At 57.2% G+C, this 21,425-nt stretch carries 20 protein-coding genes and 2 tRNA genes; 10 read left to right on the forward strand and 12 right to left on the reverse strand.

The annotated features are described in order from the left end of the window. Positions 1 to 60: 60 nt before the first annotated feature. Entirely contained in the window at positions 61 to 1,530 is a 1,470-nt protein-coding gene (ffh, locus tag WH7805_RS05015) for a signal recognition particle protein (protein WP_006041922.1), read from the reverse strand. Positions 1,531 to 1,692: 162 nt separating this feature from the next. On the opposite strand from ffh, the gene WH7805_RS05020 reads away from it, so the two are divergent. After that, complete coding sequence (locus WH7805_RS05020; protein WP_006041923.1) at positions 1,693 to 2,022, forward strand: hypothetical protein; 330 nt, start codon at positions 1,693 to 1,695, stop codon at positions 2,020 to 2,022. A 129-nt stretch (positions 2,023 to 2,151) separates the two neighbouring features. On the opposite strand, the gene WH7805_RS05025 is transcribed toward WH7805_RS05020, so the two are convergent. Further along, complete coding sequence (locus WH7805_RS05025; RefSeq protein WP_006041925.1) at positions 2,152 to 4,224, reverse strand: ARC6/PARC6 family protein; 2,073 nt, start codon at positions 4,222 to 4,224, stop codon at positions 2,152 to 2,154. A 100-nt stretch (positions 4,225 to 4,324) separates the two neighbouring features. Here WH7805_RS05025 and pdhA point away from each other — a divergent pair, with 100 nt between their 5' ends. After that, on the forward strand, positions 4,325 to 5,419 hold the full coding sequence (gene pdhA, locus WH7805_RS05030; protein ID WP_006041926.1) for a pyruvate dehydrogenase (acetyl-transferring) E1 component subunit alpha: 1,095 nt from the start codon (positions 4,325 to 4,327) through the stop codon (positions 5,417 to 5,419). A 1-nt stretch (position 5,420) separates the two neighbouring features. On the opposite strand, the gene WH7805_RS05035 is transcribed toward pdhA, so the two are convergent. From WH7805_RS05035 to WH7805_RS05045, 3 genes are all read right to left on the reverse strand, one after another. Next, complete coding sequence (locus tag WH7805_RS05035; protein ID WP_006041927.1) at positions 5,421 to 6,335, reverse strand: histone deacetylase; 915 nt, start codon at positions 6,333 to 6,335, stop codon at positions 5,421 to 5,423. 37 nt (positions 6,336 to 6,372) lie between these two features. Continuing rightward, positions 6,373 to 7,314 (reverse strand): RpoD/SigA family RNA polymerase sigma factor, encoded by a 942-nt coding sequence (locus WH7805_RS05040; protein WP_006041928.1) that lies wholly within the window; start codon positions 7,312 to 7,314, stop codon positions 6,373 to 6,375. A gap of 145 nt (positions 7,315 to 7,459) precedes the next feature. Continuing rightward, the gene (locus WH7805_RS05045; RefSeq protein ID WP_006041929.1) at positions 7,460 to 9,022 is read right to left on the reverse strand and encodes a bifunctional ADP-dependent NAD(P)H-hydrate dehydratase/NAD(P)H-hydrate epimerase; all 1,563 of its coding nucleotides are present in this window, start codon (positions 9,020 to 9,022) and stop codon (positions 7,460 to 7,462) included. Between the two features lie 58 nt (positions 9,023 to 9,080). Here WH7805_RS05045 and mnmA point away from each other — a divergent pair, with 58 nt between their 5' ends. Next, positions 9,081 to 10,250 carry a tRNA 2-thiouridine(34) synthase MnmA gene (gene mnmA, locus WH7805_RS05050; RefSeq protein ID WP_038004429.1) on the forward strand — a complete coding sequence of 390 codons (1,170 nt, stop codon included), beginning with the start codon at positions 9,081 to 9,083 and terminating at the stop codon, positions 10,248 to 10,250. Here mnmA and WH7805_RS05055 read toward each other — a convergent pair. Next, positions 10,174 to 11,685, reverse strand: coding sequence for an apolipoprotein N-acyltransferase (locus WH7805_RS05055; RefSeq protein ID WP_006041931.1), 1,512 nt, complete (start codon positions 11,683 to 11,685; stop codon positions 10,174 to 10,176). The two genes, mnmA and WH7805_RS05055, sit on opposite strands and share 77 nt — an antisense overlap. A gap of 53 nt (positions 11,686 to 11,738) precedes the next feature. Between WH7805_RS05055 and WH7805_RS05060 the strand changes: the two genes are divergently transcribed. The 3 genes from WH7805_RS05060 (at position 11,739) to WH7805_RS05070 (ending at position 13,379) form a co-directional block, all read left to right on the forward strand. Then, positions 11,739 to 12,068, forward strand: a complete 330-nt coding sequence (locus WH7805_RS05060) for a phasin family protein (RefSeq protein WP_006041932.1) — start codon at positions 11,739 to 11,741, stop codon at positions 12,066 to 12,068. 35 nt (positions 12,069 to 12,103) lie between these two features. After that, on the forward strand, positions 12,104 to 12,709 hold the full coding sequence (locus WH7805_RS05065; protein WP_006041933.1) for an FKBP-type peptidyl-prolyl cis-trans isomerase: 606 nt from the start codon (positions 12,104 to 12,106) through the stop codon (positions 12,707 to 12,709). Between the two features lie 70 nt (positions 12,710 to 12,779). Next, the gene (locus tag WH7805_RS05070) at positions 12,780 to 13,379 is read left to right on the forward strand and encodes a superoxide dismutase (protein ID WP_006041934.1); all 600 of its coding nucleotides are present in this window, start codon (positions 12,780 to 12,782) and stop codon (positions 13,377 to 13,379) included. Positions 13,380 to 13,449: 70 nt separating this feature from the next. On the opposite strand, the gene trpC is transcribed toward WH7805_RS05070, so the two are convergent. Beyond that, entirely contained in the window at positions 13,450 to 14,334 is an 885-nt protein-coding gene (gene trpC / locus WH7805_RS05075) for an indole-3-glycerol phosphate synthase TrpC (RefSeq protein WP_006041935.1), read from the reverse strand. A 483-nt stretch (positions 14,335 to 14,817) separates the two neighbouring features. Here trpC and WH7805_RS05080 point away from each other — a divergent pair, with 483 nt between their 5' ends. Both WH7805_RS05080 and WH7805_RS05085 read left to right on the forward strand, forming a co-directional pair. Further along, positions 14,818 to 15,864 carry an ABC transporter ATP-binding protein gene (locus tag WH7805_RS05080; protein ID WP_006041937.1) on the forward strand — a complete coding sequence of 349 codons (1,047 nt, stop codon included), beginning with the start codon at positions 14,818 to 14,820 and terminating at the stop codon, positions 15,862 to 15,864. A 111-nt stretch (positions 15,865 to 15,975) separates the two neighbouring features. Further along, positions 15,976 to 16,788 (forward strand): ABC transporter permease, encoded by an 813-nt coding sequence (locus WH7805_RS05085; protein ID WP_038005074.1) that lies wholly within the window; start codon positions 15,976 to 15,978, stop codon positions 16,786 to 16,788. Between the two features lie 210 nt (positions 16,789 to 16,998). On the opposite strand, the gene WH7805_RS14380 is transcribed toward WH7805_RS05085, so the two are convergent. The 5 genes from WH7805_RS14380 to WH7805_RS05110 all read right to left on the reverse strand — a co-directional run bounded on the left by WH7805_RS14380 (position 16,999) and on the right by WH7805_RS05110 (position 19,853). Continuing rightward, positions 16,999 to 17,163, reverse strand: a complete 165-nt coding sequence (locus tag WH7805_RS14380; protein WP_156783619.1) for a hypothetical protein — start codon at positions 17,161 to 17,163, stop codon at positions 16,999 to 17,001. 8 nt (positions 17,164 to 17,171) lie between these two features. After that, positions 17,172 to 18,611: a dihydrolipoyl dehydrogenase gene (gene lpdA, locus WH7805_RS05095; RefSeq protein WP_006041940.1), complete on the reverse strand. Its 1,440-nt coding sequence runs from the start codon at positions 18,609 to 18,611 to the stop codon at positions 17,172 to 17,174. Then, the gene (locus tag WH7805_RS05100; RefSeq protein ID WP_006041941.1) at positions 18,608 to 19,483 is read right to left on the reverse strand and encodes an RNA methyltransferase; all 876 of its coding nucleotides are present in this window, start codon (positions 19,481 to 19,483) and stop codon (positions 18,608 to 18,610) included. Before WH7805_RS05100 ends, lpdA begins: the two co-directional genes overlap by 4 nt. A gap of 1 nt (position 19,484) precedes the next feature. After that, positions 19,485 to 19,733: a hypothetical protein gene (locus WH7805_RS05105; RefSeq protein WP_006041942.1), complete on the reverse strand. Its 249-nt coding sequence runs from the start codon at positions 19,731 to 19,733 to the stop codon at positions 19,485 to 19,487. Between the two features lie 36 nt (positions 19,734 to 19,769). Beyond that, positions 19,770 to 19,853, reverse strand: a tRNA-Leu gene (locus WH7805_RS05110). A 147-nt stretch (positions 19,854 to 20,000) separates the two neighbouring features. Here WH7805_RS05110 and murA point away from each other — a divergent pair. Next, positions 20,001 to 21,299, forward strand: coding sequence for a UDP-N-acetylglucosamine 1-carboxyvinyltransferase (gene murA, locus WH7805_RS05115; RefSeq protein WP_006041943.1), 1,299 nt, complete (start codon positions 20,001 to 20,003; stop codon positions 21,297 to 21,299). 39 nt (positions 21,300 to 21,338) lie between these two features. Then, positions 21,339 to 21,420: transfer RNA gene (locus WH7805_RS05120), tRNA-Leu, on the forward strand. The last annotated feature ends 5 nt before the right edge of the window (positions 21,421 to 21,425 follow it).

Below are 21,425 nucleotides of genomic sequence, written 5' to 3' on the forward strand. Positions count from 1 at the left end.
GTGGAAACAATCGGCGCAGGTGAAACGAGCGCCAAACAACCAACTTACCTTGTCGGGGGATCAGAGCTGCCCGAAACCTTTTTTCTTCTTGACCGGACGCTGCCGGCGAGGGGTTCCGCCCCCGCGCCCAGCCTGTCCCGTCGGCATTCCACCCGGCATCCCGGGCATACCGCCACCCATGCCGGGCATACCGCCACCCATCCCAGGGAATCCGCCCATTCCAGGCATGCCTCCGCCTTGGGTCATCTGCTGCATGAAGCCACGCATCTTCTGGAAATCCGCCAGCACCTTGTCCACATCGGCGGGCTGGTGACCACTTCCCCGGGCAATCCGGCGGCGACGGGACGGCTGACCAGCCAGCAGATCGGGATTCTCCCGTTCCTGCTGTGTCATGGAACCGATCATCGCTTCGATCTTCTTCAACTGCTGCTCGCCCTGCTTGAGCATGCCGTCATCGATTTTGTTCATCCCCGGGATCATCTTCATCAGGCCACCCAGCGATCCCATGCGCTTGATCAGGCGCATTTGCTGCACGAAATCTGAGAAGTCGAACGTGGCTTCCTGCAGCTTTTTCTGCATCTTTTCGACATCAGCCAGCTCCACCTCCTTCTGAGCTTTCTCCACCAGGGTCAGCACATCGCCCATACCGAGGATGCGACTGGCCATCCGCTCCGGGTGGAAGGGCTGCAGAGCCTCCACCTTTTCGCCCGTTCCGATGAACTTGATCGGCTGGCCGCTCACCTTCCGGATCGACAGCGCTGCACCACCTCGGGAGTCGCCATCCAGCTTGGTGAGCACCGCTCCGGTAATACCGACCTGTTCATGGAAGGCACGGGTGAGCTCAGCCGCTTCCTGACCGATCATTGAATCCACCACCAGCAGCACTTCATCCGGCTGAACGGCGGTGCGGATTCGCACCATCTCCTCCATCATTTCGGTGTCGATCTGGAGTCGACCCGCTGTATCCACCAGCAGGGTGTCGAAACCCTCCTCCTTCGCTTTGGCCAAACCGGCAGCTGCAATGGCTTCGGGTTTGGCATCAGCGCCGAGACTGAAAACCTCCACACCGATCTGACCACCAAGGGTCTTGAGTTGCTCGATGGCAGCCGGACGGTACACATCGGCGCCGACCATCAGAGCCCGGCGCCCCTGATCCTTGAGATGCAGGCCGAGCTTGGCCGTGGCCGTGGTTTTACCAGCCCCCTGCAGACCGGCCATCAACACAACGGTGGGTGCCTCCTCGGCCTGGGCCAGCGGGGCGTTACCGCCACCCATCACCTCAACCAGCTGCTCGTGCACAACCTGGATGAACTTCTGATCCGGGCTGACGCCACGCACCACGTCGGAGCCAACGGCCTTCTCGCGCACATCGGCAACAAAGTCCTTCACAACAGGAAGGCTTACGTCCGCTTCCAGCAGGGCGCGACGCACATCTTTGAGGGCCCCCTCCACATTGGTGTCGGAGATCTTGTCCTGACCTCTCAGCCCCTTGACCGCATCTTCAAAGCGGGCTGACAGCTCATCGAACATCGGTGACGCGGCGGTTTCAGATCACTGATCGTAAAAGTGACCGGGTTCAGTAGTGATTTCTAGGCTGGCAGCAGTGCGTGATGCCATGCAACTCGCTTCTTTGGCACCAGGCCTTGTTGCACTGCGGAACCATCGCCCATCTCAGGATCGTTCCGCGATCTGTTGGCAGGCCTTTCGGTGGCAGCCCTCGGGGCGGTGCTGATGCTGGCGGCTTACTCCCTGCTCGATCTGGCCAGCCTGAAGCGTCTCTGGACGCTCGATTGCAATGAATTCGTTCTGTCCTTGATCACATCCCTGGGGGTGGTCAGCCTGGGAGCGATCAACGGAATTTTGATCACCGTGGCGCTCGCGGTTATTCGTTTTATGAAACACAGGGCCCGCCCCATGTGGATGGACAGGGACTTTCTGGACTGCTGCTGTTCCGCTTCAACGCACCACTGGTGTTCTTCAATGCCAACCACTTCCTGGCCTCCGAGGGGATCCGCCTGGTGATCGCCGGACGCCGCACCGAATTCCTACGAGGATTGAACGCAATGGGTATGAACAGCCCCATCTTTAACCCTGGCTGTTCCCCAAGCTGCATCAAGCCGTCAGGGCCTTCCGGATAAATCCTGATCCGGCTTATTCGAAAGCCTGAAGGCGCCATCCTCCATCAGCGTCCCGGCCAAAGATGTAAGTCAGAAGAATCGCCGAGGGCTGCGTCTCATCGACGACGCGCCCCTCCTGAGTCGTCGTCTGGTCGCGGTAGTTCAACTCAGCTCTTAATTCGATCCGCTGTGGCGTCTCGCTGACCAGCTGTACCGATTTGATTGAAGCATCGATCGCCTGCTTCAAACCTTCTGCCTGATTGGCATCGCGTTGCTGCTGCACCTGGTTAATCAAGCCAGCACGGGCAATCGACTGCAGGGTTGACTGTGCTGTCCCTTCACCGCTCAGAACAGCGGCTTTTCCGTCCAACCAACTCTGAAGCAGGCGCTGCAGCTCATCCGCCGTGGGCTGTTCAGATTTAAGTGGCAAGGATGCTGCTTTGCCTGCCGTCCAGGATTCAGACACTTCAGGTTTGGTGGTCGTTGAAGAGGGGGCTTTGGCCTTCGGCAGGGGCTTCACCTTGGCTGGAGCCGACGACTGGCCGTCAGCCGGATTCGAATCCACCTCCTCGCGCAGACCGATCAGGCTCCAGACAGCCACCACCACGACCAACGCGGCGAACACTCCTGATCCAACCAGCAGGAAACGGCTCCGATGCGGAATCTCCGAGACAGACAGACTGGGCAACGTTGGCCAGCTCACACGCGGAAAACCTGACCAGGGGACCGTTCTCGAAGCAGAAGGTTCCGATTCCGCCACTTCCTCTGAGGATTTGATGACCTCGTCAGTCCCCGCGGGCACAGCAATCGGCATCGAGAAGGTCTTGCCAAGACCGCCTTCCAACGGAGTCTCATCCTCGAGCGGTGAAGCGGTGAAGGGTGCCTGCCTTGCTTGTTGTCTCTCCAGGCTTTCCACGTAAGCCTGAACATCGCGATCGGCAAACCAGGTGTCGAGATCAACGGCGTCAGCATCCACATCCCGATAGTTCGGGAGTACATCCCGACCCAGCCAGGTGCGGCAGTACTCACACATTGAGGCCAGTACATCACCAGGATGGTTGTCCATCCAGGATTTCAATGCTGGGTCAGAGCTGGCGCTGTTGAGGAAACGGCGCTTAGCGCGATCCACATTCCCAAGGAGAAGATCAAGGCAGCCCAGAAGTGGCTTCTTATCGAAGCCCTCAAGCGCCAGCCCCTTCAGTTTGTTGCGTGCATCCTGAACACGTTCGGGCTTGCGTTGAGAAAAACCAGCCGCGACCAGCGCCATCACCCCAAGAAAAGCAGCTTCAAGCGACCCGTTGTCCTGCAGATGACCGAAAAGATCAATCTGCTCTTGAACTGTCAAAAAGCGTCGAATCTGGTGAAAAAACAACTCAAAGGACCCCTGATCCATGGTGTCTGGGGACTCGCCAGGACCTTCACCGTCACCTGAGCCACCTTCAAGTCCTCCACGTTCAAGAATGAACGCTTCAAACATCGCGAGGCCTTCCTGACGCGCGGATTGCTCAGCGAGATCGCGACTGAGCAGATCCAAGATTCGGTAAGGCCTCAGCTGGCTCAGTGCGGCTTCGATCGCCCGACGTTGATCAGGCAACTTGCCCATACGCTGCAGAAGCTGCATCCCCTCCTTCAGCAGGGTTGCTGCAGATTCGTAGCGACGCTGGTCCTTGTCCTGGTGAGCAGCATCCAGGCAGGCAAGAGCAGCCAACAGCGACATATCCGACTCACGGCCGCTCCCCAGGGCCGGAGCTTGCGGTGGCTGGAGCGCCTGACGGGTCAACTGAAAGGCTTCGTGGGGGAAATGGGCTTCCCAGAGAAGAATTAACCCGGCAACCTCGCTGCTAGGCACGATCTCCAAACCGGACTTTTCCTCGGGATGATCACGCCCAAGCTCCAGCAACTTTGCCTCGTAATCCTGACGACGCAGAGGTTCACTGAGGAGATCGGCAGACAGCCTTAGAAGTTCGCCACGCTGGGTGAGAGCTTCATGGGTAAAACCCTGGTCAGGAGCGTGATCCAGACGTCGCTGAAGAGTCCTGAGAATCGTTTCGGCATCAGCGGTGGGACTGACACCCAGCAGACGGAAATGGTCAATGGGCAGATCCACCAAGAAGCAAGCGCCTGGGGCAATACGGTAGGGAGAATATGGATTTCTGCCCACTGATTCACCGCGGCCCCTTAAGCTTGACGATCGATTAAGTCGTGCCATGAGCAAAGACACCGCAGTTGGCACTGAAGTACGCACGAATTCCCAGAGCGCTCAGATCGGAGCCCACGCGGAACGTCTTTCCAGCCTGGTAACGGCCCAGAGGGCCACAGTGAATCGCGCCACAGGGCTGGAGCTCTATCGAGACATGACGCTCGGACGGCGTTTCGAGGACAAGTGCGCAGAAATGTATTACCGCGGCAAGATGTTCGGATTTGTGCACTTGTACAACGGCCAAGAGGCCGTGAGCACGGGGGTAATCGGTGCCATGAAGCGCCAGCATGACTGGTTCTGCAGCACTTATCGGGACCACGTCCATGCCCTGAGTGCCGGAGTCCCAGCCCGAGAAGTGATGAGCGAGTTGTTCGGCAAGGAAACAGGTTGCAGCAAGGGGCGCGGCGGCTCGATGCACCTGTTTTCCAAAGAGCACCATCTCCTGGGAGGTTTCGCTTTTATTGGAGAAGGAATCCCCGTTGCTCTTGGATCCGCCTTCACGAGCCGCTACAAGCGTGATGCTCTTGGTGATTCCAGTAGCAATGCCGTAACAGCGGCCTTCTTCGGTGACGGAACATGCAACAACGGCCAGTTTTTCGAGTGCTTGAACATGGCGCAACTCTGGAAGCTGCCCATCCTTTTCGTGGTTGAAAACAACAAATGGGCCATTGGAATGGCCCATGATCGCGCCACGAGCGATCCTGAAATCTGGCGCAAGGCCAGCTCCTTCGGCATGGCAGGAGAGGAAGTCGATGGCATGGATGTGCTGGCCGTCCGCGCCGCAGCACAGAGGGCCGTGGAACGAGCAAGGGCCGGAGAAGGGCCGACCGTTCTGGAATGTCTGACCTATCGATTCAGAGGGCACTCCCTTGCTGATCCAGACGAATTGAGGGCCGAGGAAGAAAAGCAGTTCTGGGCCAAACGCGATCCTCTGAAAGCCCTGGAGAGGGAGCTGTTGGAGGCCAATCTGGTCACCGCCGAAGAGCTTCGGGCGATCGAAAAGGAGATCGATGCCGAAGTACAAGACTGTGTGGACTTTGCCTTGAGCGCTCCTGAGCCCGATGGGTCCGAACTCACCCGTTACATCTGGGCTGACGACTGATTCACAACCCGTGCAGCCGCGCCTGATCCGCAGCAGCGCGAAACACCAAGGCGTGGCGTTTCACAAGGGGAATCATGGCGTCATAGCCCCCACCGATCACGCTGGCCACTGGAATTCCCCGTCGCAGGCAGGCATCGAGAACCAGATGATCCCTTTGGAGAAGTCCGAGGTTGGTTAAGCAGAGACGTCCCAGGCGGTCATCGCGGTGGGGGTCTACACCTGCGTTGTAGAGCACGAGTTGGGGACGCTGACGATCCAGTAGTTCAGGGAGATGATCTCCGATCGTTTGCAGGTAGTCCCAGTCTTCGAGCCCATCGCGCAGTGATAGATCGAGGTCACTGACCTGCTTGCGGGAGGGAAAGTTTGAAGCAGCATGCGCTGAAAAGGTGAACACACGCTCATCACCACTGAAGATCAGGGCGGTGGCATCCCCTTGGTGCACATCCAGGTCAACGACAAGCACCCGCTGGAGACCATCCTGTTCGATCAGAACCCGCGCACAGACAGCGAGATCATTGAAAATGCAAAATCCACTGCCGAAATCGGGAAAGGCATGGTGAGTGCCGCCAGCAAGATGACAAGCCAAGCCGTGGCGCAAGGCAAGCCTGGCCGTGAGCAGAGTTCCACCAACAGCGATCCAGGTGCGTCGAACCAGAGGGGTTGTAGCGGGCAAACCAATCCGGCGCTGCGCCTGCCGATCCAGTCGGTCTCTGGCAAAGGCTTCGTGATAAGCCCTCTGATGCACAAGCTCAAGCCAGCGTCGCGGCACAGGCAGAGGGCGATGCATCTGGCTGGAGTCCGCCAGTCCACAGTCGAAGAGGCAGCGCTCGAGTTCCCGAAACTTTGCCATCGGAAAACGATGGCTACTGGGCAGCGGTGCGCTGTAGGCCTCGTGATAAACAAGCGGTGGCTTCAACGGATCGATTCGATCGTTGAAGTCTGCAAGACAAGACTCAGAACGTGGGAGCTACCCGGCGCGTCAAATTACGAAGTTTGCGCAAAGCCTTGAGCTCAACTTGACGCACTCGCTCGCGAGACACGTCGAGAAGCCGGCCGATTTCCGCCAACGTATGTCGTTCATTGCCATTCAGGCCGAAACGCAGCGTGAGAACGTGCTGTTCCTGATCACTGAGGTGGCTCATCCAACGACCGAGCTGCTCGTGATGAATACGTTGCTCCACTCGGTCGAGAGGCTCCTCAAGGGATGAATCAGCGATCAGGTCTCCAAGGAAACTGCGACCCTCCTCCCCATTCACCGGTGCATCAAGGCTGCTGGTGGTGAGCGCCTGCCTGAGCAGGGAATCAAGCTCCTCAACGGGCATATCCATCGCCTCGGCGATTTCGAGGCGGCTTGGCATGGCTCCAAGCTTATGAGCCAAATCCAAACTGACCTTGCGGATGCTGGTGAGACGTTCGCTGAGATGAACTGGTAAACGGATCGTCCGCGATTGACAAGCAATGGCTCGGGTCATGCTCTGGCGAATCCACCAGAAGGCATAAGTCGAAAATTTATAACCGCGGGTGGGATCAAATTTTTCAACCGCACGCTCAAGACCGAGAGATCCTTCTTGTATCAAATCGAGAAGCTCTAGACCTTTGCCCTGATACTTCTTGGCGACGCTAACCACCAATCGAAGATTGGCTTTCATCATCCGCTGCTTGGCACGCTGGCCTACCCGAATCAAGCGGCGCTGCTTGCTATCAAAAAGCTCGCTATCCGCTGCGATCGAACCATCTTCAGTGAGCTGCATCAACTTCTGAACTTGGTTTCCAAGCTCAATTTCCTCGGCGGGCGTCAGTAACGGAATTCTTCCGATCGTTGCGAGGTACCAACTGATTGGATCACTGCTTCGTCGTCTTTGGGTTTCAGAAACCCCGGCTGCGGCTGAGGGCATGGGGATGGACTTATGACGTGGTGCGACTGTCCTACGAAATTCACTTAATTGGATGTGTTTTCAGCAACCCTTCAGATTCGTACGTTGAAAACGACACAAACCGATCGCGATTGCGTCATCACGTGTTGAAACCTGAATAAATACTTCATTCATCACTCATTCGTGTCACAGATCGCACCAATTGTGTGAGTTGATCAGCGATTGTGAGTGCTCCGCTACTGCGGCTGCAGCCACAAGCGGCCTGAGCATGCAGCAACCCCGCTGCTGCCAGAGCGGCCCCATCCGCAGGGCTCGCGGCAGCCTGCAGTCGAGCTCCCCATCCCCCCGCCAGGCCGGCCAACAAATCCCCGAGCCCGGTTCGAGCGACCTGGCAATCCGTGCCCACCAACTGACGCACAGATCCAGAAGGGTCGGCGATCACGCTGTGAGCACCTTTCAGCAACACCACGACACCACTGCGTTCGGCAGCAGCTGCAGCACGTTCCAGCGGAGACCCCTGATCGCAAAAGGGAAAAAGACGTTCAAATTCCTGGGGGTGGGGGGTGATCCAAGTCGGTCCCATCCGCTTCAGGAACCATCGCCACCCCTCAACGTCCCCGGACAGTTGATTGAGCGCATCGGCATCAAGCACCAACAGGCCCCGGAAGGTCTGCAACGGTTCGGCCCAGCCTCGCCAGACCCCTTCCATCAGTCCCAGACCTGGCCCCAGTAACAAGGCATCCAACCGGCTGAGATCGCTCCGCTCCAGAGCTGCCCCCCAAAGCAGTGATCCGCTGTCATCAGACTCGAGAGCAGGCTCCGAGACCACTTCCGGGGCCCATTGCCAGAGCTGTTGATCCACCACTTTCGGTAGAGCGGCCCGCACACTGCCGGCACCACTGGCCAAGGCCCCCCGCACTGCAAGGTGAGCCGCACCGCGATAACGCTCGCTGCCAGCGATCAACAGCAAACGTCCGCGTTCGTACTTCATCGCCGTGCTTTTCTCAGCAGGAACCGGCAGGGTCTTGAGGTCTGAAGCCCCCACCTGAAACACCAGGGGAGACGTCAGAGAGGCCATCAGCCGCGGCGGCACCCCTGGATCGATGCGATGCACCTTGCCGGCAAAGGGTAAAGCCGCGTCCTGGACCAGTCCTCGCTTGATCAGAGCCACGGTGAGGGTGTCAGAGGCCACGGCAACGGCGGTGCCCAGCGGAGTCCCTGAATCACTATCAAGACCTGCTGGGCAGTCCAGGCTGATCAACTGTCCGGGTGCGGAGAGCTGACGCTGTTGCAACAGTTGCGTCACCTGATCTGGGAGTGGTCGGGTCTGGCCAAGACCAAAGAGAGCGTCGATCCAAAGGGATGGATCGGCCGGGTCAGGCTCGAACTCCTGCACAGGCACCCCGAGCCACAGCAGGTGTCGCCAGTGCTCATGGGTCAGGGCCTGCCGCAGGGGCAACGGTGCCCAAAGACGCACGGCGATGCCTTTTTCCAACAACTTTCGCCCCAGGACAAGGCCATCGCCTCCGTTATGTCCGGGCCCCACAAGCACCAAAACCCCTTGAGCAAGACGATCAGGACGTTGCAGACACCACTCCGCCATCCTCTGGCCAACCGTTTCCATCAAGGCAGCGACGGGCAATCCACTGGACAGCCACTGCTGCTCCAGCTCCAGCATCTGGTCACTGCGAACCAGCAGATGATCAGCATCAACAGCTGGCCAATGCATGGAGGGGGCCCATGGGACCTCACTATGGAGAAAGAAGCCCATTCCTGTCCGTCAGCCCATGCCGGCCGCGTTTCCAGTCACAGCCGCCACGATCGCCGGAGCGGAGGCCCTGGATCGACTGCGCCATTGGCCAGGGGAGCACCGTGTTGCCGTCGGCCTCTCCGGTGGTGTGGACAGCTCACTGACCGCAGCGCTGCTTGTCGAGGCCGGCTGGGACGTAGAAGGCCTCACCCTGTGGTTGATGAGCGGAAAGGGAGCCTGTTGTGCGGAAGGACTTGTTGACGCTGCTGGGATCTGCGAGCAACTCGAGATTCCGCACCACGTGGTGGATTCACGCGAAACCTTTCAGCGCGAAATCGTGAATGGCTTGATTGAGGGCTACCAGGCCGGCATCACGCCCTTGCCCTGCTCACGCTGCAACCGGGCTGTGAAGTTCTCGCCAATGCTGCGCTGGGCCCAGGAGGAACGCGGTCTCGCCAGGATTGCCACCGGGCATTACGCCCGACTCCGTTTTGACGACAGCTCCAGCCGATGGCGACTGCTGCGCGGTCTCGATGCACGCAAGGATCAGAGCTACTTCCTCTACGACCTCACCCAGGAGGTGCTCGACCGCGTGGTGTTCCCCCTTGGAGAACTCACCAAGCCCGACACCCGTTTGGAGGCTGCTCGCCATGGACTGCGCACGGCGGCGAAACCGGAAAGCCAAGACCTCTGCCTTGCCGATCACCATGGATCGATGCGGGCCTTTCTGGATGCTTACCTGCCGCCGCGTCAGGGGGAAATTGTTCTCCAGGATGGAACGGTCGTCGGAGAGCATGACGGCATCGAGCACTTCACCATCGGGCAGCGCAAAGGACTTGGCATCGCCTGGAGCGAGCCCCTGCATGTGGTCCGCCTGGATGCCGCGATGAACCGCGTCGTCGTCGCCACTCGCGATCAGGCGGGTCGCGACCACTGCGTTGTGGGCGCCATCAACTGGGTCTCAATCGCTCCACCAGCACCAGGGCAGCGTCAAAAGGTGCACGTACAGGTGCGCTACCGCAGTGCTCCTGTTCCCGCCCAACTCACCACCATGGATGCGGAGGCATCGGATGCTGAAGCCGAACGCCCCCATCGCTGCAGGCTTGACTTTGACGAGCCCCAGTTTTCGATCACTCCTGGACAGGCGGCGGTGTTCTACGACGGTGACGCGGTTCTGGGGGGAGGACTAATCCAGACCGCGACTTGAACAGCGTTGCGGCGGCAATCAAAAGAAGACCCACCAAGGGCCATTCACGCAGTCGTGCGTAGGTGGTCATAACGGTGCTGGGCTGTACCTGCACGGTCAGCACGCCAGGGCGCATCGCTGTCAAACGCGATGTGACCTGTCCATGCGCATTGATCGCAGCCGTAGGACCTGTATTGGCTGCCGACACCAGCGGTCGGGCCGTCTCCACACTGCGCAATTGCGCCAGAGCCAGAAACTGGTGCTGCAAGAGCAAGGGATAAGGGTCCAGATTGGCCGCTGTGAGGATCCATTGCCCTCCGCCTGCCGCCGCCCGGGCGAGGGCCGTGCCGTTGGAGATCTCGTAACAGATCGCGACCTGGGCAGGCGGACCTCCCCAGCGCCAGAGCCTGGACGCCCCCCCAGGTTCAAGGCCTCCCACTGCTGAAAGCCCCGCAAGGCCTGGCAAGGCCGGAGTCCATTCCCCCAAGGGGACAAGACGATGCTTGTCAATCACAGCGGCAGGCGTTGCATCATCGCCTTGCAGCAACAGCAGAGCACTACGCTGACGGCCGGTCACCCAGCGAAAGCCACCGCTGATCAGAGGGACAGGCTCCGCCAGCAAGTTTCCCCGATCCAGCGGCAACGTTCCCTCCGGAGCGATCAGCAGATCAGCCCCATCAGCTTCAGCTCTGGTCAGTGCCGCGCGCAGCAGTCGAGGGAACTGACGCTGACGCTCCGCACTGAATTTCTCTCTGGTGGGAATCGCGGGCTGCCAGAGAGCCAGGTTCAGAGGATCCCTGGAGACATCAGGACGGTCGATCCCGACCAGTGCCGCAGCACCGAGAGCATGCAGGACGACCAAGCCAAGCACTCCAGCACCCAGCAGCCGCAAACGCTTGCGGTCGCAATCAGCACTGGCGACCTGTGTCCATAAGCACCAGCCCAGAAACACCTGCAAGGCCGCCAGACCTCCGGCGCCACACCAGCGCGACAATCCGCCAAGGGCAGGGTCCGCGGGAAATACGCTCCCTCCTACGCCGATCCAGAACAGTGGACCTCGAGAGAGCAGGGTTTCTCCAAGGCCCCAGATCAAAGACAGAACAAGCGCTTGCATCGCACCACCCCGCCCTGGCAGCAGACGAACCAACAGACTCCAGCCGCTCAACAGCAACACCGCAGCCAGCACACAGCCCAGCCAAACCGCTGCAGCCAGAGGAAGACTGAGGAGTTCTGGCACCCCTAACCAGGTGAGTGGGTGCAGGGCAAGCAACCAGCGATGGCTGATCGCCACGGCAAGCCCCCCCCAGAGTGCTGCGGCCAGCGGGTTGAACGCCACAGACCACAGCAAGGCCAGCGCAGGCAGCATCCACCACAGCCCCGACAAGCTCAGACCGGTGCCCGCCAGCACACCTCCCAGCAAAGCCCGAAGCAGGATCTGGGATCGGTCATTGCCCATGGTGCCCCCCAGAGGTTGACGTCATCCTGGAATCACAACGCTCAACATCCGCGATGGAGACCGCCAACCCTCTCCAACAGTTACTGCTGCGAGGCCTCGGCACCACCACCCTGGTGGCCGAACGCCTGCGTGGCGTGACCCAGGACTGGGTAAGCAGTGGCCGTCTCGATGCCAGCCAAGCCTCGGCTCTGGTGGACGACGTTCTGAAAGCATTAAGGGGGGAAACCCCTGAACTCGAGCAGCAGATGGGGCGGAATCTGGAGCGCAACCGCGACAATTTTTTGCAAGATCTGGGCCTCCCCAGCCAGAAGGAAGTTGATGAGCTGCGCGGCCGGATCGACCGACTGGAGCAGCAACTCCGCCAGCGCGAACGCCAGGACTGAACCTGCCAGACTCTTTCTGAACAAAAGGAGCTCCAGTGCGAGACATTCTGATCAGTTCTGCCGTGTGTGTGGCGTGCCTGGTGGTGGCGCTGGTAAGTCAGATCGTGTCACCATCCACCGTGATTGCGGCACCACCCTCACCCACCGTTCAGGCGTCCGCCGCTCAGACCGCTGACGTGCAGGCCTCCGCAGCGATGGAACTGGACCCTGACGAGACCAACCCAACCCTCTTCGCCATGGCACCCGACTCCAACCAGGCTGATGCGTCCGCTCTCGGAGGCGCGATGAGTGCTGAAAAGCCTGAAATCACAGCCAGTGGACTGCGGATCACCAATCTCGTGGTGGGCACCGGAGCCGAAGCGACTTCAGGACAAACCGTCGTGGTGCATTACCGCGGGACTCTCGAAGACGGCAGTCAGTTCGACGCCAGCTACGACCGCGGCACCCCGTTCAGTTTCCCCCTCGGTGCCGGCCGTGTGATCAAGGGTTGGGACGAAGGTGTCCAGGGGATGAAGGTGGGCGGCAAGCGCAAGCTGGTGATTCCTCCCGATCTGGGCTACGGCGCCCGCGGAGCTGGTGGTGTCATCCCTCCCAACGCCACGCTGATTTTTGAAGTGGAGTTGCTTGAAGTGAAAGGCTGAGCACTCCAAGGGGGCAACAGCTGAAGCTCACGCACTGTCGTTAGGATCCCGCTGCTCGGTTGCCCTCCCCATGGCCCATACCCTCCCTGCGCTGCCCTACGCCCTCGATGCACTGGAGCCCCACATCTCCCGCTCCACACTCGAGTTTCACCACGGCAAGCACCACAACGGCTACGTCACCAACCTGAACAAGGCGATCGAGGGAACGGATCTCGATGGAAAAAGCCTGGAAGAGGTGATTGCAGCTGTTTCCAGTGATTCCAGCAAAGCCGGCGTGTTCAACAACGCAGCTCAGGTCTGGAACCACAGCTTCTACTGGCAGTGCATGAAGCCCGGTGGTGGTGGTCAGCCCACGGGTGCCCTTCTTGACAAGATCAATGCTGACTTCGGCAGCTACGACGCCTTCGTGGAGCAGTTCAAGGCCGCTGGCGCCACCCAGTTCGGCAGCGGCTGGGCCTGGCTGATCATCGAGGACGGCACTCTGAAGATCACCAAAACCGCCAACGCTGATCTCCCCCTCGCCCACGGCCAGAAGGCTCTGCTCACCATGGACGTGTGGGAGCACGCTTACTACCTCGACTATCAGAACCGCCGCCCCGATTACATCAGCACCTACCTAGACAAGCTGGTGAACTGGGATTTTGTAGCCGCCAACCTGGCAGCTTCCTGATCAGACGTTGATCCACCATCAAGCCCCCGTTCTGCGGGGGCTTTTTGATGCCTCGATCCAAGGAGTGGCCTCAGCCTTTGATCAAATCGCGCAGAGCCTGTTCAACATTGTCTTGGCGCATCAGCGCTTCTCCCACGAGCACCGCACCGGCACCGCTGCTTTGAACGCGATTCAAATCGGAACGAGCAAACAGACCTGACTCACTCACTAAAAGGGCACCTTGCTCGCGCAGGCGATCACCAAACCGTTCTGCAAGCGACTCCGTCGTAGCCAGATCCGTCTCAAAGCTGGTGAGGTCGCGATTGTTGATGCCAATGAGAGGGAAGCCTCCGAGGGTGAGAATTCGCTCCATCTCCTCAGCATCGTGCACTTCTACCAGCACGGTGAGACCGAGAGTGACTGCCACCTTCTGCAGGTAGGCGAGATCCTGATCCGAAAGAATGGCTGCAATGAGCAGAGCTGCATCAGCACCAGCAGCACGCGCCTGATAAAGCTGATGCGGACTGAGAATGAAGTCTTTGCATAACAGCGGCAAGTCCACGGCTTCGCGCACGGCCACCAGCACATCGAATCCGCCCTGGAAAAAGGTTCGATCTGTGAGCACGGACAGACAACTGGCCCCTCCAGCTGCATAGGCCTTGGCAATGGCGACGGGATCGAAATCCTCACGGATCACACCTTTGCTAGGACTCGCTTTCTTGATTTCAGCAATGACGGCAGGTGCCACAGGGGGCTGTCGCAAGGCTCCCAAGAAATCCAGCGGCGATGGCAGGTCTGCAACCTGTGCTTTCAGCTGCACCAGAGGCATACGCTGGCGGGCTGACTCAATCTCCCGATCCTTTTCCCAGACAATCTTCTCGAGAATATTGCGAGGTTCACCGTCTTGGTGGGGAATGGCGTACTCAAGATGGGCTACCTGAACCTTGGGGTTGGGCGGTCGGCGACGGATCTCCACAGAGGTTATCGGGCTGCGTAACGGAATCTTGTGATTTTATGCCCTTGACGAGACGACGAAGGAGTTAGTCAATGAATCAAACTTGTAACGGTTGCTTTTTCCATACAGTTCTTCAAGCTTAGAAACAGGCAGAAGAACTATCCGAATTAAGAGGCAACTGTACGGAAAGGGCAATCCCATAGCACTCAAGACAGAATCGATTCATCCACCACTAGGTTCGAAATGAGCAGAGAAAACCGAACGTTGCTCTGCGCGTACCGACGCCATAGCCCAATGACACATACGCACAAACACCAACCACGCAGCCTAAAAAGAACTGCATTGATCCCCCTGGACAGGCCAAGCTCACCGATGGCCGCGCTGATTCAACAACAGCATACATTTAAACAGATTGTGTCGTACTTCAAAGGGGATTACCTTGATTTAGACGATCAATAAAAGCTTGAAGAGAAAGATCAACTGCCCCCTTCGCACACCGAATCAATGCACTCAAATCACGCCGAAGCGGGCATTGATCATCCCGCAATTTCAATCAAAAACCTAAGCAAAAGCTACAAAAATACGCAGGCTCTTAACAATCTCTCCCTGAATATTCCTTTTGGCTGTTTTTATGCTCTCCTCGGGCCAAACGGAGCTGGCAAAAGTAGTTTAATCAGAATTCTTGCCACTCTAATGGGATCTGATTCAGGAGAAGTATGGATTAATGGCATTGACGCGCTCAAAAAACCCAGGGAAGCAAGAACGCAGATAGGCTATGTCGCTCAGGAAAGTAGTCTTGATAAAATACTCACCGGCTACGAGCACTTAACATTCACCGCTGATCTTCACCACCTACCGAGGAAAATAAAAAAAGAACGCATTGACGAGGTCATTGAGCAACTGAATATGAGTGAATGGGTCTATCGACGAACCAAAACTTATTCTGGAGGCATGCGCAGGAGACTTGAGCTTGGATGCGCACTATTACATAAGCCCAAAATATTTATATTAGATGAACCTAGTGTAGGCCTAGATCCCGAGAGCAGACAATTGATCTGGGAGGTTCTAAAAGCCTCAGTTGAGAATGGCCAAACCGTACTCTTAAGCACCCATCAACTCCAAGAAGTCGAGCAACTTGCCGACCAACTGGCAATTCTCGATCATGGGAAATTAATTGCGGCAGGAAAACCAAAAACATTAAAGGAAAAAATAGGAGGTCAAAAACTCACCTTACGAATCAGAGAGTTCAGCAACCAAACCGAAGCAAAAGCCACCAGTGATGCCTTGATCAGGCGCGCTGACATCGACAACATCATCATCAACCCTTCTCAGGGTTACTCATTGACATTGATCACTGCCAAAGAAGCCAATAGCGACGAGATTGTCAACGAGGTGCAAAAACAGGGATTCCCTATTTTTTCCTGCGCCAGAAGTAGTATTTCGATTGACGATATCTATCTCAAAGCTACGGGATCAACAATTGCAGATGCCGAACTTTCAGCATTAGGGGCAAGAGATCTACGCAAAGAGCGCAAAGAAGCAATGCGCTGAAAACCTTTAATTCTTTTATTAAAAGCCATGACAAGCATCGAAAACGCCTTTCAAAACCAAACGTGGCACGAAACACGTCGCCCACAGAGAGGATCCTTTGTTGCGACGTTAATGCAGCAATTGAGAGAAAGAGGGCAAGAAACAATGGCCCTTAGCAAGCGACAATTTCTCCAGTTGAAGCGCCGACCATCATCATTTGTCGTCGGAGTCGTCCAACCACTGATGTGGCTGATTCTTTTTAGCGCACTATTCAGTAATGCGCCAAAAAACTTCTTACCAGCCGACCAAGGATACGGCAACTTTATAGCCGCAGGGCTAATCGTATTTACAGCATTCAGCGGTGCACTCAATGCCGGTTTAGCTGTCATGTTTGATCGCGAATTTGGCTTTTTAAACAGAATCTTAGTGGCCCCACTGAGATCGCGCAGCTCAGTTGTATTTGCGTCAGTAATACATATCTGGATGATCAGCCTCATTCAAAGCGTAGTCATCATGGCTGCCGCAGGATTACTGGGATACGGCTGGCCTGTCGGGAGCGGAATCATCATTGCCCTAACAACTTTATCGATGCTTATCCTTGGCGTCACTGCGATTAGCCTGGGTCTCGCCTTTACACTTCCAGGACATGTAGAGCTTCTGGCAGTTACCTTCTTGATCAATTTACCCTTGTTATTTGCAAGCACAGCACTAGCTCCGCTTTCTTTCATGCCAGCACCGATGCAATGGCTCGCTTCTCTTAACCCCCTCACATACGCGATTGAACCAATACGAGCCAGCTATCTTGGCCACGCATCTCTTAACACAGTCGTTCTACAAGCACCTTTTGGCTCAGTCAACGTGGCTGGATGTCTGTGGATTCTCTTCACCCTCACCATATCCACATTGATCCTCGTCAGACCAATGCTTCACCGCAAGCTCTCCTAGGCTAGTGACTATTTTTATCTATAACTGCTTTAAATATGGGCATCTGATTGGAATGTCAATCCTGATTGGCACCTTCGTATTAAATGTATCCCCTCTTAAAAAAAATCTTAGGAAGACACTTTTCCTTGCGTCCTTCCTGTCTTTATTGACCGGAATAGCAATGGTCGGCCTCAGTGAAACCTACCTTGCCGGAGTGAATCCAGACTTTCCTCACTCAAAAATCGCGTTAAAGCTTATTTTGACATTGGCAATGATTTGGCTTGTTGCACGAGAAAAGAAGCCAACTGAATCGTCAATTAAGATCGTAGGCATTTTTTCTTTAGGCATCACTGCACTTGCTTTATTCTGGACATAATCAAAACGTGCCTTGATCATCTGATTGATCAGGCAATAGTAGATAAAGCTAATTTATAAGCAACTTCTACGACTTCACTCAACGTTGGGTGTGTGTGCACTTCATTGGCCAACTGACGTACGCTCTGACGACGTGCCACGGCATTGGCCACCTCCTGGATCAGATCAGCGGCATGCAACCCATAGATGTGCGCTCCTAACACCTCTCCTGAAACCTTGTTAAAGAGAAGCTTCATCAGTCCATCGCTATCCAATTCAGCGAGAGCCTTGGAATTGGCCTTGAAGTAACTGCGCACCACACCCAGCTCAAATCCCTGATCAGCCGCCAATTGCTTGGCATCGGCTTCACTGAGTCCCACTGAACTGATCTCTGGATGGGTGAAGGTGGCAGCTGGAATGCTGCGGTAATCGATCTCGCGGTTGTGGCCAAGGATGTTGTCGATGGCCACAGTTCCCTGGGCGGCAGCGGTGTGAGCAAGCATCAATTTTCCAGTGACATCACCAACCGCCCAAAGATGCGGAATCGGTTGACCATTGGCGAGCACCTGCATGCGATCGTTGATGGGCACAAACCCACGCTGGGTCTCCACTCCGAGCTTTTCAAGGTTGAGGGTGCGGCTGCTGGGAACACGACCGGTGGCAACCAGAACAGCATCCACCTCGAGGGTCTCAACAGGCTCACGTGTCTGCATGTCGACCAGTTCAATCTGAACCGGCGCACCCGGTTTGATCGATTGGGCCAGAACCCCTGCTCGTGCATCGATATCCCGTCCATCAATCAGGTGGCGCGCGGCGATCCTGCTGATATCGGGGTCAAAGGTCGGCATCACCCGATCAAGAGCCTCGATCATCGTGACCTCACAGCCCAGAGCGGTATAGACGTCTGCAAATTCAAGGCCGATATAACCACTGCCGATGATGGCGAGCCAGCGGGGAAGCCACTCCAGACTCACGGCCTCGTCGCTGGTGAACACGCTGCGACCATCGGTCTCGATACCCGGAGGAACGAAGGGATCTGATCCTGTCGCCAGAATCACATCCTTGGCCGTCAACACCCTGTCCACACCACTGATTTCCCGCACGCCCACGGCTTGAGCCGACTCCAGACGACCGGAACCACGAATAATCGTCACCCCCGACCTCTCCAGCGTTTTGGTGAGGTTTCCGCGAATCGTGGCCACCAGTTGGTTGGCGTGATCAGCGATTTTCTGGCGTTCAAAGCGCACCGGGGCCGCATGAATTCCGAAACCCGCTAGATGCTCCGCATCCGCCAGCTCGCGGACACGACCTGAAGCGGCGAGCAGAGCCTTGGACGGAACGCAGCCACGATTCACACAGGTCCCGCCCATGTCGCGCGACTCGATAATCGCGACCTTCAGGCCATGCTCAGCGGCATGCTTCGCTGCATCGAAACCGCCGTAACCGGCACCGATCACGATCACATCGAAGTCGAAACTGGCTGCACTCACCCGGACTGCTGCATGGGAGCCGTCATTGTCGCTCGTCGTCGTTCCAAGAGAAGCGGAACAGCGGCAGCTGCCACATTCAAGGATTCCACTTTCCGGCCATGAGGCAGGGTGACCCCATGGCTGCAGCAGGCCAGCAAACGGGGATGCAAACCTGATCCCTCATTGCCGAGCACCAGCACAGTGGGACGACACCAGTCCAACTGCCAATACGGCTCCACCTGAAGACCTGTTGCAGCGTTTGGGACAAGGGTTGCCACCACCTGAAGTCCTCTGGTTCTGGCCTCCTTGAGGGCGGTTGCCAGTTGTTCAACCCCCTGTGCATCCGTCAAACCGAAGCGGCGCAACGGCAGCGTCAGAATCGCTCCCGCAGCAGACCGCACGACCTTCGAGCCGAGTGGATCAGCCCCTGCCCCCATCCAGACTTGTTCAACATCGGCTGCCAAGGCTGTTCTCAGCAGGGTTCCCACATTGCCTGGATCCTGCAGACGATCGAGGGCGAGAACGAAGTTTGGTTGGGGACCGGGTGAAGGCAAACGGTTGAACGGCCAAAGGCAGGCAACCCCATCGGGATGCACGGTGGACAGAGCGGCGCCGAGCGCTTCTGAACTCATCAACTGCAACTGAACTGGCCCTGGCAAGCCTGCAAGCAGAGCCTGATGGTTCTGAAACCACAACGGTGTGGCCAGAACCTGCAATGGATCCGTCCACGGCAGGGCCTGCGCGAGAAGTTCCTGCACCTGGTGCGTTCCCTCAAGCAGAACGCATTGTTCCTTCTCTCGACCTGTTCTGCTTTGCAGAGAGCGAATCCGCTTGATCAGGGGATTGCGCCGACTTGAAATCGGTTCACCCTCAGCCCCTGAAATCGCCGACACGTCAGAAGGTTGTGTGCTTTCGCACCTTCAGTTCCCCATGAATGGAAAGATCCGTTCCTTCAATATCAAAACCTTTCACCGCGGCAATCTCGCCCTTAAGTCCCTCTGCGGCAAGGTTCTCAACCATTTTTTTAATCACCTGATCCTCAACCGTTGATTGATCGATGGAATCCGGTGTCAAAAACTCAAGGAATTTGCCGACCTTTGACGCAACCACCTCGGAAGAGTTGGAAATCTTCAGCACGATCATGGTCAGCAGTTAAGAGCTCAAGCTCTAACAACATAGTGCGGATGGGGAGACTTGAACTCCCACGACATTGCTGCCACTAGTACCTGAAACTAGCGCGTCTACCAATTCCGCCACATCCGCTGGCGTTTGTCGCGTAGGCGACCAATTGACCATAAGCCATCGAAGGGCCGTCTCTCCAGGAGCTGTCAAGCCAGTTTGAGCGCCGGCCGTCTAGACGGTCTCACGCGATCTCGTCAAGATGGGCGCACATTTCGGTGAAAGCGAGGAATGACAACAGCGGCGCCTCCGTCTCAAGACATTCTCAAGCCGCATCTCGCCATCGCTGGGGGACACAAGCTTCAAGGTGAACTGAGGGTCAGCGGAGCTAAAAATTCGGCTCTGGTGCTGATGACAGCATCACTACTCACCTCAGAGCGTCTCACCCTCCATAACGTTCCACCCCTGACCGACATCGATGGGATGGAAAGCATCCTTGTGTCTCTCGGAGTGAAGGTTCGACGTCGTTCGGAAACCATTGAGCTTCAAGCGTCCAGTCTCACGAGCGCTGAACCTCCTTATGAACTGGTGAATGGATTGAGAGCCAGCTTTTTTGCCATCGGCTCCATCCTCGCCAGAATGGGTTACGCCAAAGTACCCCTTCCTGGCGGATGCCGCATCGGTGCACGACCAGTGGTCGAGCATATCCGGGGATTGAAAGCCTTGGGTGCTTTGGTGACTGTGGAACACGGGGTCGTGACAGCGGCAGTCCCCGGTGAGAGCAAGCGACTGAAAGGGGCCTCCATCGTGTTGGACTGCCCGAGCGTGGGCGCCACGGAAACGATCCTGATGGCAGCAACCCTGGCGGAAGGCATCAGCGTGATTGAAAACGCTGCTCAAGAACCCGAGGTTCAGGATCTTGCCAACCTGCTCAACGCCATGGGGGCCCGGATTACCGGCGCCGGTGGCCCCACGATCACGATCGAAGGAGTGGAAACCTTGCACGGGTGTGAGTACTCAGTGATTCCGGATCGAATTGAAGCTGGAACCTTTCTGCTTGCGGCGGCCATCACTCGCTCTCGCCTCCGTGTTGCACCGGTCGTTCCCGACCACCTGAGTGCCGTGCTTCAAAAACTGCGGGATTGCGGCTGTGCGCTCGAGATCGACGAGGAGGGCATCACGATCACCCCAGGAGAAATCAAGGGCGTCGACATCACCACCCAGCCATTTCCTGGCTTCCCGACCGATCTGCAAGCTCCGTTCATGGCTCTGCTGGCCACAGCCAATGGCACGAGCGTCATTACGGAGAAGATCTACGAAAACAGAATGCAACATGTGGCTGAGCTCCAGAGAATGGGCGCATCCATCCGCATCCAGGGAAACACCGCTGTCGTTGAAGGTGTTTCAAACCTCAGTGCCGCCCCTGTGAACGGAACTGATTTGAGAGCTGCAGCCGCCATGGTGCTTGCTGGCCTCGTCGCCCGAGGCAGCAGCCAGGTGCGTGGCCTCAACCATCTGGATCGGGGCTACGCCGGTATCGAAGCCAAACTGCGCGCCTGTGGTGCCGTGCTTGAAAGGCTCCTCTCCTGAGCGGGGGTTTGGGGTTGGTCGCTTAGGATCAATCACTAGGGGAGCGTGCCGGAATTGGTAGACGGACTCGACTCAAAATCGAGCGCCTTCGGGCATGTGGGTTCAAGTCCCACCGCTCCTACTTCA

Origin of the sequence: Synechococcus sp. WH 7805 (genome assembly GCF_000153285.1) — a bacterium.
GTDB lineage: Bacteria > Cyanobacteriota > Cyanobacteriia > PCC-6307 > Cyanobiaceae > Synechococcus_C.